This is a genomic window from Nocardia sp. NPDC019323 (genome assembly GCF_044389845.1).
In the GTDB taxonomy this organism is placed as follows: Bacteria; Actinomycetota; Actinomycetes; order Mycobacteriales; family Mycobacteriaceae; genus Nocardia; species Nocardia implantans.
Window position 1 is genome coordinate 152605 of the sequence record NZ_JBIRYN010000012.1, and the last position, 12649, is coordinate 165253.

The following is a 12649-nucleotide window of genomic DNA, read 5'->3' on the forward strand; positions in this document are numbered from 1 at the left end:
GCCCGCGACCTGACCCGGTCACGGCCTGCCGCCCGCAGCGCATCACCCCGCGCGGGTGAAACCCGCTGGTCGAGGGGAACGGAGGGTCACGATGCGACAACGACACGGGGCCCCACCGGATACACCGGCGCTGAGCTGGGCTTCTGCTCTACTCTCCGGGGGATGGGCGCTGCGCTCGGTGATCTGCTTCCCTTGGCGGTGGGGGTGGCGATCTCCCCGATCCCGATCTTGGCCGCGATTCTGATGATCCTGGCGGCGCACGCCGGCGCGGCCGCCCGTGGGTTCGCGCTCGGCTGGGTGGCCGGGATCGCGGCGGCCACCGCGATCGTGGTGTTGCCGGCCGGTCCGTTGGGCGGGGCCGGTGACCGGCAGCCCTCGGCGGCGGGGTCGTGGGTGCGGATCGTGCTGGGGGTGCTGTTGCTCGGATTGGCCATCGCACAGTGGCGTTCCCGGGCCGATACCGCGGTGCCGGGCTGGATGCGCGCCATCGACCAGCTCACCATCGTGAAGGCCACCGTGCTGGGAGCGGCGCTTTCCGCGGTGAATCCCAAGAACCTGCTGCTGTGCCTGTCCGCGGGCGTGGTGATCGGTTCGGCCGGAATCAGCGTCGGCGAGCAGGCGGTCGCGGTCGTCGTGTTCACCGTGCTCGCCGCCTCCAGCGTGGTAGCGGTGGTCCTCGGTTACAGCCTCGCCGCCGATCGGCTCCGCGAACCCCTGGAGTGGACCCGAGGCTGGCTGCAAGCCAACAACCATGTGGTGATGGCCCTGGTGCTCGCGATCATGGGCGCGGTCGTAACCGGAAGAGGCATCAGCGGACTGTGAAGCAGGTGGACGAGCTCAATCCATCCGGAACGTGGCATCCGGGTTCGCGGTGTCCCGCACGATCCGCAGCGCCTCGGACAACGCCGCGAGCTGTTCGGGCGTGAGCAATCCGACGAACCAGCGGTCGACGGCGGCGAGGTAGTCCGGCAGCACCTGCGCCAGCCGCGCCGCGCCTGCCTCGGTGAGCACCGCGTACGCGCTGCGCCGATCCCCCGGGTCCAGTTCCCGCTCCACCAAGCCGGCGCGGGCCAGCCGATCGACGAGCCGGGTGACCCCGCTGGTGGACAGCGCGGTCTGCACCGCGAGCTCCGTCATGCGCAGCCGCCGCCCCGGCGAACGACTCAGCCGCATCAGGGCGTTCAGATCCAGTCCGGACAGCCCGTGCGCCTTCCACACCTGCTCCAGCTTGGCGAGCACACCGCCGTGCGCCTCGAACAGCAGACCCATCGTGGTCAGGCGCGGATCTTCGAACAGCTCCGTCACGTCCATATGGCAAACCTAGCGCAAAGTTTCGCTGCGGATAGTTGACATGAGGAATAAGTCACCGTAGAAATATGCGTGAGCAATATTCCTCGCGTCAAATACTGGAGGTTCCCATGTCGTCGACCGCCTGGATCGCCGGATTCCGCTCCGCGGTGATTCGCCCGGACGAGCAGATCAAGCTCGCGGAGCCGCGCGCGTTCACCGACCAGACCGTGCGCCAGGTGCTGCATCTGGCGGGCGGTGGCGCGCGAGTGCGGGTCGGGCTGACCAATCGCTACGGGAAGACACCGCTGACGATCGGCGCTGCCAGGGTCGCTCTCCGCAAAACAGGCAGCGAGATCGTCGCCGAGACCGATACCGCGTTGCGGTTCGACGGGGCCGAGCAGGTGATCATCCCGGTCGGCGGCGAAGTGTTCAGCGACCCGGTGGATCTGGCCGCGCCCGCGGGTGCGGATCTGACGCTGAGCCTCTACCTGCCCGGCCCGACGGGGCTCGCGACCTACTCCCACCAACCCGGCGAAATCGCTTACGTCGCCGCCGGAAACGTCGCGACCGCGACCGCTTTCGGCGACGCCGGCGAGATCCCCGCGCGGTTCTACGTCACGGGCGTCGACGTGCTCGCGCCCGCGCGGACGCCGGTGGCCGTCGCGTTCGGCGATTCGTGGTTCGAAGGTTTCGGTACCACCGTGGGCGCCAACCACAGGTCGGTGGACTACCTCAACGCGCGACTGGACCGAGGCTGGGTGGTCAACCAGGGCATCTCGGGAAATCGCCTGCTCACCGACGAGATCGGCGAGCCGGGACTGGAGCGTTTCGAGCATGACGTGCTCGCCGCGCCCGGCGTGACGAGCGTGCTGATCAACTTCGGCATCAACGACCTCATCCTGGGCGGGATGGCGGGACAGCCGCCCGCGACCGCCGAGGAACTGATCGCGGGCTTCACCGCCATCGCGCGGCGCGCGCACGCGGCGGGGCTGCCCATCCACGCCGCGACCATCGGTCCCTACGGCGGCTGCGTCTACGAGGGCCTGCCGATTGCCGAGACGTTGCCGACCCGTCGCCGGGTGAACGAATGGCTGCGCGGCACCGACGTTTTCGATTCGGTGTTCGACGTCGCCCGCGCGGTCGAGGACCCGCAGCGGCCGGACTTCATCCGACCCGATCTCGACAGCGGCGACGGTATGCACCTCAACGACGCGGGCGCTCGCGCCATGGCCGAGACGGTTGACCTCACAGCCCTTTTCGGCCGGGATGCGGCCGAACGCTAAGGCTGCAGACCGCGCAGCACGATCTCGACTCCCCCGCGGAATTCGTCGTCGGCCGACATGCCCTTGGCCTGGCCCGCGGTCTGGGCCAGATGCGGGTATTTCTCCGGGGGCAGCTCGGCCAGCACCATCGTTCCCTGACCCGGCAGTGGCGCGTAGTGCTTGTTCTGCAGGTAGCCGATCAGGAAGGCGATCAGGGTGCGCTGGGCGATGACGCGGGCGGGCCCGGTGAAGCCGCCCTCGGTGAGCACGGCGAGCATGGATTCCATCACGCGCAACGACTCGACCGCCGACTGCCTGCGCCGCAACACGATAGGCACGGCGGCCGGATGGGCCGAGAACCCGTCCCGGATGTTCTCGAGCAGCACCGTCACGCGTTCTCGCCAGTCGCGGCCGTCCGGGAGCGTGGTGTCGATCGCGGCGAACACTTGGTCGGCCACCAGCACCTCGAGTTCGTCGCGATCGCGCACGTAGCGGTACAGGGCCATGGTGGCCATACCCAGCTCCTTGGCCACCGCGCGCATGGTCAGCGCCGAAGACCCCTCGCGGTCGAGCACGGCGAGGGCCGCCGCGGCGAGATCGGCGGTGGTCAGCGAGCGCGGGCGGGGCACGGATTGACAGCGTACGCGTTACGCGCATACTGGTCGTAGGCGTACAAAGTACACCTACGAAAGGAGCCCTGATGTCGCTGCCGACCGCTGTTCCGGACCGGACACTGGTCACCGTCTCCGGTGCACAAGTCCAGGTGCCGGACCCGGATCGCCTGATCCACCTGCAATTCCGTCGTTTCGCCGGATGCCCGGTGTGCAACCTGCACCTGCGTTCGATCGTCACGCGGCATGCGGAGATCGCCGCCGCGGGCGTCCGCGAAGTGATCGTCTTCCATTCCAGCGCGGCGGAACTGCGCAAGTACACCGCTGAACTGCCGCTGGAGTTCATTGCCGATCCGGACCGGAAGCTCTACCGCGAGTTCGGCGTCGAGACCTCGCCGCGCGCCCTGCTCGACCCGCGCGGCTGGCCCGCCATCCTGCGCGGTGTCGCCCACGACGCCTACGCGACCCTGCGCCGCAAGCAAGCCGCCCCGCCCACCAAACCCGAGGGCGGCAGTCTCGGGCTGCCCGCCGATTTCCTGATCTCCCCCGACGGACGGGTGCTCGCGGCGAAGCACGGCGCGCACGTCAACGACCAGTGGTCGGTCGACGAACTGCTCGCGCTCGTCCCGGCGGAGCGGCACGCGTGAGAATCGCCGAGAGAACCTTGCCTGCGCGGGCATTCGCGGTGATCCCGGCCGGGCTGCTCGCGGGGGCATTCGGTTACGGGGCGGTCAATGTCCTGTACGCGTTCCGCAAAGTCCCCTTGGATGTGCGCTTCACCTTCCACACCGCGCTGATGAGCGTCAACGGCGTGGTCATGCAGTCACTGATGGGCCTGACCATCCTGAGCGCCCTGGTACTCGCCATCCGCTCCACCGGCCGCGCACGCCTGCTCGCAGGCACCGCGAGCGCCCTCGCCGTCGCGGCCTTCCTGATCACCCGCCTCGGCAACGTCCCAATCAACCAGAAGATCAAGGTCTGGGCAGTCACCGGCCCGCCCGCCGACTACGCCGAAATCCTCGGCCGATGGGAAACTTTCCACATCGCCCGAACCACCTGCGCCCTGGTGGCCTTCACACTCCTCGTAACCACCACCCTCCGCCCCACCAACCCCTGAACCATTCCGCGAGTGGCACATGGTGGAGGGGCTTCTCGCGCTTCGCCGCGATGATGTGCCACTCGCGGGCCGGGCGTCAGGGCTGTTCCAGGATGTCGAAGGGGATGGTCGCTTCGACCGGGTCGTCGAGGAGCAGGACGCGGCGGTGGACGGTGTGGGCGAGATAGCGGCGGCCGGACCAGTCCAGACGGTATTCCTCGATCTCCTCGATGCGTTCTTCCTTCTGATCCAGCCGGACGATCAGGTACCGAGGAATTCCGGCGGCAGCGTACTGGATTCGCTTGTCGGTGATATCGGCGTCGATGGTCGATACGGAAGTGACCTCGACTATCAGCAAGATATGGTCACGCACGGTGTTGACGTCGTAAGGCTCGCAGTCCCGGATCCAGATATCGGGATAGCGGATGTTCAACCGCCGATCCGCCGCCGCGGCTTCCGCGTCGGCGAATCGAGCGGCCACATCGGAGTCCACGACCATACACGGCCCGCCATCACGTCGAGCTGCCTCGAGCATTCCGGCCAGCCGCCGCACCACACGGCTGTGCACGGGGCTTTGGGCCATCAGTCGCACTACGCGCCCGTCGACGATCTCGATGTCGCCGAGCCCGGCAGTCGCCCCATCGGCGAACTGCTCGGCCGTCACACGCGGGGCGTCGTCGGGACCGCTCATAGCGCACATCATTGCAGTTCGCGCCGGACCGGACCACGGGCTCGGCTGATGGCCCCCCGGCGGCGAGAGGAACCGCCCGTCACCACACTGCGGAGATTCCGCTACAGCGAGGTCAGGGCAGCAACGTCTCCGGGTCGAACGTGAAGTCGAAGGGACTGCGCAGAGTGACCGTGTTGCCCGCGGACACCCTGTGGGTCAGCTCATAGTTGCGGGCGGCACCGAGTTCGTACGTGAACAGAACGGGGAAGGACTCGCCCGGTAGCTGTCCTTGGAACGGTTCGGGCTCCAAGCGCCAATAGTTTCTGACGCCCGCCTCTGCATAAAGAATGGGTTTGACGAGCCTGTCGGACATCATCGTAGATCTCGATACCACCTCGACTGCGAGCTTTATCCGGTCGGCGGGAATCCCCTTGCCGTTCGGATCGATCGGGCCGACCGCGACCACCAGGTCCGGTATCGGCTCGTCGTCGCCGGACAGCAGCCCGACGCCGGTTAGCACGATATGGTTTGGCGGCGATACCGCATCCAGAGCCCGGACGAGCGATTTTATCAACCACTGATGCCTTGGCGTAGGCACGGCATTCACGACAAGCTGACCGTTCAGAACCTCGTAACGAAGACCGTTCTCGGGCATGTGATCGAGATCGGCGGCCGTCCACCTGTCGCCACGTGGAACCGGCATCGTGTCGAACCTCCCGACTTCGTCGAACGACGGCGACACGGCAGTCGCCGGTCGGGCGGACCGACCTGACCCACATCGACCAGGCTGATCAGGCCGAGTGTCGGCGGTCGATCATATCTGTCCACGTGAACCGACGAGCCCCTCCCGCGTGGGGTGGGGCTCGTCGGTTTCAACCGGGACCTACTCCGCGGTCACGATCGTGATCTCCTCGCCCGCCGCGTCGGTCGCTTCGCCCGGACCCGCGAACCAGTGGGTGACCTCGCCCTCGGTGAGGTCGGTTTCCAGGTCGCCGGTCGGCAGGACGGACAGGGCTCCGGCGGTGGCGGAGGTCAGGAACTCCATGATCGCGGGGCGGCCGGACAGTGCCGTGGTGTACGTGGTCGACTCGTAGTCGATCTCGTGCTCCTCGCGCACGCGTTCGGCCTCGTCCAGCGCCTCGGACTGGGTGATCGCGACGACCCCGTTCGCCGTGGTGACGACGAACGCGGGATGTTCCTCGCCGAGCGGGCGGACCCGGTCGGCGTAGGACACCGGGTGCGCGGCCGCCGCGTCGATGTCGGCCCGCACCTGGGCGTCGTCGAGCGCCAGCCAGCGAATGTCGCTGTCGGCCACCGGCGACCCGATGCCGAACGCGGCGCCCGCCGCGGTCAGCTCCTCGGCGGTGAGATCGCCCGCGAACAGGCATGCCGCACCGGCCTTCTGCACGGCCCAGGCCGCGACCACCGCGTCCACCGAACGCGGCAGCGTCACGGCCACCACGTCGCCCGGTCCGGCGCCGCGGTCGATGAGCACCCGGGCCAGCTGCGAGGAACGCCGGTCCAGCGCGTGGAAGGCGACCTCGTCCTCGCCGGCCAGCAGCGCGGGCGCTTCCGGGTCCTCTTCGACGACCTCGCCGAGCACCTTGGCCACCGTGCGCGCGCCGACCCGGCCCACCGGCTCCGGCGTGGCAGCCGCCGCCGTGACGCCGGATTCGGCCAGCAGGCGGGCGCGTTCGCCTTCGTCGAGGATGTCGATGTCCCCGACCAAGGCGTCCGGATCGCCGAGCAGCGCGTCGAGCACCCGGACCAGCCGCTCGGCGAGCGTCTCGACCTCTTCGGCGGTGAACCGGCTGCCCAGGTACTTCAGGGTCAGCTCGATGGTGGCCTCGGACATCACCAGCAGCGTCATCGGGTAGTGCGTGGCGTCGTTGACGCCGACACCGGTCACCGACATGCCGTCGATCGAGCTGGCGGCCGAGATCGCCTCCTTGTCCATCGGATACGACTCGAACACCAGCAGCGTGTCGAACAGCGACCCGGTGCCCGCCACCCGCTGGATGTCGGTGAGGCCCACATAGTGGTGCTCGAGCAGGCCCGCCTGGTCACCCTGCAACCGCGCCAGCAGTTCGCCGATGCTCTGGCGGTCATCGATGCGCAGCCGCACCGGCAGCGTGTTGATGAACAGACCCACCATCGACTCGACGCCGGGCAGCTCGGCCGGGCGGCCGGACACCGTCGCGCCGAACACCACGTCGCCGCGGCCGGTGAGCCGTCCGAGCAGGATGCCCCACGCGGCCTGTACCAGCGTGTTCACCGTGACGCCGAGTTCGGCGGCGTGCTTGGTGATCCGGCGCGTGCGGTCGGCGTCGAGTTCGGTGACGACCTTGCCGATCTCGTAGGTCTCCGCTCCGCGCGGCTGCGGCGCGAGCTGGGTGGGTTCGTTGACCCCTTCCAGCGCCGCCGCCCAGGCGCGCAGCGACGCGTCCCGGTCCCGCCCGGCCAGCCAGCCGAGGAAGTTGCGGTAGGGGGTCACCCGCGGCAGCGCGGTCAGGTCGCCGCGCACCGCGTACAGCACCAGCAGGTCCCGCATGAGCAGCGGCATCGACCAGCCGTCCAGCAGGATGTGGTGGGTGGTGATGGCCAGGTGCCATTGCGCGGCATCGCTGCGGAACAGCGTGAACCGCATCAGCGGCGGGGTGGCCATGTCGAAGTGCGTCGCCTGATCGGCCGCGACCTGCCTGCGCAGCTCGGCGGTCCGCTCGTCGGCGGGCAGCTCGGTGAGATCCACCTCGCGCCACGGCGCCTCGACCCGGTCCAGCACCACCTGCACGGCCTGTCCGTCGGCGTCGGTGACGAACGCGGTGCGCAGGTTCGGGTACCGGTCGACGATGCCCTGGGCCGCCGCCCGCAGCCGCGCCACGTCCAGCGTGCCGCCCAGGTCCACCACGGCCTGCATGGTGTACACGTCCACGGTGGACTGGGTCATCATCGCGTGGAACAGCAGACCCGACTGCAGCGGCGACAGCGGCCACACTTCCGACAGCGCCGGGTAGGCCTGTTCCCACTGCTCGATGTCCTGCTGCCCCACCCGCACCAGCGGCATGTCCGACGGCGTGAAACCGCCCGCGTCCGGCCGCCGCGCGTGCGTGGCCAGCGCGGTGAGCGCGGCGACGAACAGGTCGGCGAACTCCTGGACCCGTTCCCGGGTCAGCAGACCGGTCGGGAAGGCGAACGACGCGCCCAGTCGCGGACCCTCGTCGGAGTCGGTGACGATCGCGTTGATGTCGATCGTCGCGTTGGCGGGCATGTCGAGGTCCATGTCGACATCCAGCTGACCGAGGTCGGCCACCGGCACCCAGCCGATCTCGGCGAGCTGTTCGGGGATCTCCCCGGCCGACATCCGGCCCAGGTAGTTGAAGCTGATCTGCCCGGACGAGCCGAGGGTCGGCGCGGTCTCCGGATTCAGCTGCCGCAGCAGGCCGTAGCCCAGGCCCTTGTCGGGCACCGCGAGCAACTGCTCCTTGATCGACTTCACGATCTCGCCCAGCGCGGCGCCACCGGCGAACGCGTCGGCGAGGTCGGCGCCGGCCAGATCGAGCCGGACCGGGTAGGCCGAGGTGAACCAGCCGACCGTGCGCGAGAGGTCCGCGCCCGGCACGACGTCCTCTTCCCGGCCGTGGCCTTCGAGCTTGATCAAGGCGGCATCCGGGCCGTCGCCGCGCCAGCGGGCGACCGTCATGGCCAGCGCCGTGAGCAGGCCGTCGTTCACACCGCCGCGGTAGAGGCCGGGGATCGCGGTGAGCACCGCGTCGGTGACCTCGGCGGGCACGGTGACCTCGACCCGCTCGACGGTGGCGAACGTGTCCACCGCCGGATCGAACGGACGCGCGCCGAGCAGCGGATCCGGCGTGGCCGTGACCTGCTGCCAGAACGGCAGTTCCGCGACCCGGTCCGGCGCGCTCGCCGCCTCGACCAGGCTGTGCGCCCAGCGCCGCATGGAGGTGCCGTTGGCGGGCAGCGTCACCGGCTGACCGGCGACCAGCTGCGACCAGGCCACCGCCAGATCCGGGATCAGGATGCGCCAGGACACGCCGTCGACCACGAAGTGGTGCGCGACGATCAGCAGCACGTCCCGCCGCTCGCCCTCGAAGGCGAACCAAACGAACTGCGCCATCGACGCTTCCGCCGGATCGAGCCTGCCCAGCGCACCGTCGAGCGCTTCGGTGGCAACCCGTGCCAGCTCCGCTTCGTCGGTGTCGGCGGCCAGGTCGACCCGCCGCACCAGGGCGTCGACGTCGACCGCGCCGTGCGGCAGCGCTTCGAACGTCCAGTCCGTGCCGGTGCGGCGCAAGCGCGACCGCAGCACGTCGTGGTGGTCGAACACCGCCGCGATGGTGGCGACCAGGGTCTCCCGGTCGATGCCTTCGGGCAGCCGCAGCGCCATGGTCTGCGAGAACCGCTGGTAGGTCGAACCGCTCGCGAGGATCTGGCGCATGATCGGGGTCAGCGGGATCTCGCCGACACCGCCGCCGGGCAGTTCCTCCAGCCGCGTCTGTTCCGTGCCCGCGCCCAGCGCGGCGACCTCGGCCAGCGCGGCCACACTGCGCCGCTCGAACACGTCGCGCGGAGTGAACAGCACGCCACGCGCCTTGGCCCGCGAAACCAGCTGGATCGACAGGATGGAGTCGCCGCCGAGCGCGAAGAACGAGTCGTCCAGACCGATCTGGTCGACGCCGAGCACTTCGGCGAACACCTCGGCGATGACGGCCTCGACCTCGCTGGCCGGCGCGCGGAACTCGCGCGGAGCCAGCTCGGGCTCGGGCAGCGCCTTGCGGTCCAGCTTGCCGACCGGGGTCAGCGGGATCTCGTCGATCACCACGATCGCCGTCGGCACCATGTGCGGCGGCAGGGTGCGCGAGGCGTACTCCGACAGCCTCGCCGTGTCGATCTCCCGGCCCGGCGCGGCCAGCACGTAGGACACCAGGATCGTCGCGCCCGCGTCGGTCTTGCGGCCGATGGTGATCGCGTACTCGACGTCGGAGTGGCCGGCCAGCACGGTGTCGATCTCGCCGAGCTCGATACGGAAGCCGCGGATCTTCACCTGGAAGTCCGAGCGGCCCACGTAGTCGAGCTGCCACGGCACCGAAGGCAATGCGGCGTTGCCCGCGCGCTCGCCCGGTTCGGCGAACCAGCGCACCACGTCACCGGTGCGGTACATCCGCGCGCCCTCGTCGCTCCACGGGTTGGCGACGAACCGTTCCGCGGTGAGGTCGGGGCGGTTGTGGTAGCCGCGCGCCAGCGCGCCACCGGCCAGGTACAGCTCGCCCGCGACGCCAGGCGGCACCGGGTTGAGCCGGTTGTCGAGCACGAGCGCGGACATGCCGCGCACCGGACGGCCGATGGTGATGTGCCTGCCCGGGCTGAGCTGGGCGTACGACGAGATGATCGTCGTCTCGGTCGGGCCGTAGGCGTTGAAGTACTTGCGGCCCGGCCACCACTTGGCCAGCAGTTCCGGCGTGGTGACGTCACCGCCGACCGAGGCCACTTCGAGCGCCTCCATGCCTTCCGGATCGACCGTGCCGAGCACCGCGGGGGTGATGATGGTGTGGCTGACCCGCTCGGTGCGCAGCAGCTCCGCCAGGTCCGGTCCGCCGATGATGGTCGATGGCACGACCACCAGCGTCGCGCCGGTGTAGGCGGCGCACAGCCATTCCAGCACCGACGGGTCGAAGCTCGGCGAGCAGATGTGCAGGAACCGGTGGTGCGATTCCAGCTGGTACAGATCCGCCGCGACGCCGACCAGGCCGCCCATGCCCGCGTGGGTCACGGTGACGCCCTTGGGCATACCGGTCGAGCCGGAGGTGTAGATGACGTACGCCGGGTGGCGCATCGCCAGCGCGGCGTTGCGGTCGGCATCGGTGATCTGCTCGCCGGACTCGCGCTCGATCAGCTCGCCGAGCGCCGGGTCGTCGATGCGCAGCCACTCCACGTCGCGCGGCAACCGGTCGACGTACTCGCTGGCGGTGATGCCGATGACCGCGCCGGAGTCGTTGACCATGTGCCGCATGCGGTCTTCGGGGTAGGTCGGGTCGACCGGCACGTGCGCGCCGCCCGCCTTCGCCACCGCCCAGAACGCGGCGACCATCTCGTAGGAGCGCGGGAACGACAGCGCCACGATGCGCTCCGGCCCGACACCGCGCGAGATGAGCACCCGCGCCAGGCGCGAGGAGTACTCGTCCAGTTCGCGGTAGGTGATCGACCGGCCCTGGTAACGCACCGCGATCTGGTCCGGGTCCAGCCGCGCGCCGTGCTGCAGCAGGTCCGGCAGCAGGCCGGTGGCCATGACGTCCTCGCCTGCCACGTGCGTGAGCAGGTGGTATTCGGCCGCGTCCAGCAACGGCAGGTCGCCGATCGGGGTCTCGCGGTCGGTGGCGATCGCGGTGAGCAGCCTGGTGAACCGCTCGGCGAACACCCGCACCGTCTCGTCGTCGAACAGGTCGCGCGCGAAGGAGAACTCCGCGTACATGCCCGCGTCGTCGGGGTTCTCCCCGGCTTCGCGGATGGTCAGCGACAGGTCGAACTTGGCGGTGTCCACGTCGAAGTCGACCGCGCCCACGTGCAGCCCCGGCAATTCGAAGCTGCTCTCGGGCAGGTTCTCGAACGACAGCGCCACCTGGAACAGCGGGTGCCGCGCGGTGGAGCGCTCCGGGTTGAGCAGTTCCACCAGCCGCTCGAACGGCAGGTCCGCGTGCGCGAACGCCTGCAGGTCGGCGTCCTTGGTGCGGGCCAGGAACTGGTCGAAGGTCAGGTCGCCCTCGACGTGCGAGCGCAGCACCAGGGTGTTGACGAACATGCCGATCACGTCGTCGAGTTCGGCCTCGCCGCGGCCCGCGATGGGGGTGCCGACGGCGATGTCGTCGGTGCCGGACATGCGCGCAAGGAACAGCGCCAGCGCGGCGTGCACGACCATGAACAGCGTCGCGTTCTGCTGTCTGGCGATCTCGGTGAGCTTGCCGTGCAGCTCGCCGGAGATCGGGAACACCACGCGCCCGCCCGCGAAGGACTGCGTCGTCGGACGCGGCCGGTCGGCGGGCAGGTTCAGCTCGTCGGGCAGCCCGGCCAGCGCGGTGCGCCAGTACTCGGCCTGCTGGGAGATCAGGCTCTCCGGGTCGTCCTCGGAGCCGAGCACGTCGCGCTGCCACAGGCTGAAGTCGGCGTACTGCACCGGCAGCGGCGCCCAGCCCGGTTCCACACCGGCCGAACGGGCCGCGTAGGCCAGCATCACGTCGCGGGTCAGCGGGCCCATCGACCAGCCGTCGGCGCTGATGTGGTGCGCGACGAACACGAGCACGTATTCGGTCGGGGCGACGCGGAACAGCTTGGCCCGCAACGGGACCTCGGTGGTCACGTCGAATCCGGCGGAGATCACCTCGATGATCCGGTGCCGGATGTCCTCGGCCGCGACCGCTTCCGGCCGCAGGTCGGGCATGGCCCGCTCGACGGGCACGATGACCTGGTGCGCGGCGCCGTCCTGTTCGGGGTAGACGGTGCGCAGGGTCTCGTGCCTGGCGATGACGTCGCCGACCGCTGCTTGCAGCGCTGCGACATCCAGCTCGCCCGTGAGCCGCACGGCCACCGGGATGTTGTTCACCGCCGATGCGGTGTCGAACTGGTTGAGGAACCACATGCGCTGCTGCGCCAGCGACAGCGGGATGTGCTCCGGACGCGGACCGGCGACCAGTTCGCGGCGGCCACCGGC

Annotated in this window: 9 protein-coding genes; 4 read left to right on the plus strand and 5 right to left on the minus strand. The window is 69.6% G+C overall.

Going from position 1 to position 12649, the window contains the following annotated elements:
- The first annotated feature begins 162 nt into the window (after positions 1 to 162).
- Complete coding sequence (locus tag ACH49X_RS30955) at positions 163 to 822, plus strand: GAP family protein (RefSeq protein WP_195078330.1); 660 nt, start codon at positions 163 to 165, stop codon at positions 820 to 822.
- A gap of 15 nt (positions 823 to 837) precedes the next feature.
- On the opposite strand, the gene ACH49X_RS30960 is transcribed toward ACH49X_RS30955, so the two are convergent.
- Entirely contained in the window at positions 838 to 1311 is a 474-nt protein-coding gene (locus ACH49X_RS30960; RefSeq protein ID WP_195078329.1) for a MarR family winged helix-turn-helix transcriptional regulator, read from the minus strand.
- A 65-nt stretch (positions 1312 to 1376) separates the two neighbouring features.
- Between ACH49X_RS30960 and ACH49X_RS30965 the strand changes: the two genes are divergently transcribed.
- Positions 1377 to 2573 (plus strand): GDSL-type esterase/lipase family protein, encoded by a 1197-nt coding sequence (locus ACH49X_RS30965; protein ID WP_357208121.1) that lies wholly within the window; start codon positions 1377 to 1379, stop codon positions 2571 to 2573.
- Here the strand turns inward: ACH49X_RS30965 and ACH49X_RS30970 are convergent.
- Positions 2570 to 3181: a TetR/AcrR family transcriptional regulator C-terminal domain-containing protein gene (locus ACH49X_RS30970; RefSeq protein WP_195078327.1), complete on the minus strand. Its 612-nt coding sequence runs from the start codon at positions 3179 to 3181 to the stop codon at positions 2570 to 2572. The genes ACH49X_RS30965 and ACH49X_RS30970 overlap by 4 nt on opposite strands.
- Before the next feature lie 71 nt (positions 3182 to 3252).
- Here ACH49X_RS30970 and ACH49X_RS30975 point away from each other — a divergent pair, with 71 nt between their 5' ends.
- On the plus strand, positions 3253 to 3810 hold the full coding sequence (locus ACH49X_RS30975) for a peroxiredoxin-like family protein (protein WP_195078326.1): 558 nt from the start codon (positions 3253 to 3255) through the stop codon (positions 3808 to 3810).
- The gene (locus ACH49X_RS30980; protein WP_357208123.1) at positions 3807 to 4280 is read left to right on the plus strand and encodes a DUF1772 domain-containing protein; all 474 of its coding nucleotides are present in this window, start codon (positions 3807 to 3809) and stop codon (positions 4278 to 4280) included. Before ACH49X_RS30975 ends, ACH49X_RS30980 begins: the two co-directional genes overlap by 4 nt.
- A gap of 76 nt (positions 4281 to 4356) precedes the next feature.
- On the opposite strand, the gene ACH49X_RS30985 is transcribed toward ACH49X_RS30980, so the two are convergent.
- The 3 genes from ACH49X_RS30985 to ACH49X_RS30995 form a co-directional block, all read right to left on the minus strand.
- The gene (locus tag ACH49X_RS30985; protein WP_195078325.1) at positions 4357 to 4950 is read right to left on the minus strand and encodes a Uma2 family endonuclease; all 594 of its coding nucleotides are present in this window, start codon (positions 4948 to 4950) and stop codon (positions 4357 to 4359) included.
- A gap of 112 nt (positions 4951 to 5062) precedes the next feature.
- Positions 5063 to 5632 carry a Uma2 family endonuclease gene (locus tag ACH49X_RS30990; RefSeq protein WP_195078324.1) on the minus strand — a complete coding sequence of 190 codons (570 nt, stop codon included), beginning with the start codon at positions 5630 to 5632 and terminating at the stop codon, positions 5063 to 5065.
- 180 nt (positions 5633 to 5812) lie between these two features.
- Positions 5813 to 12649: amino acid adenylation domain-containing protein (locus ACH49X_RS30995; protein ID WP_357208125.1), on the minus strand; the 6837-nt coding region annotated here is incomplete at its 5' end.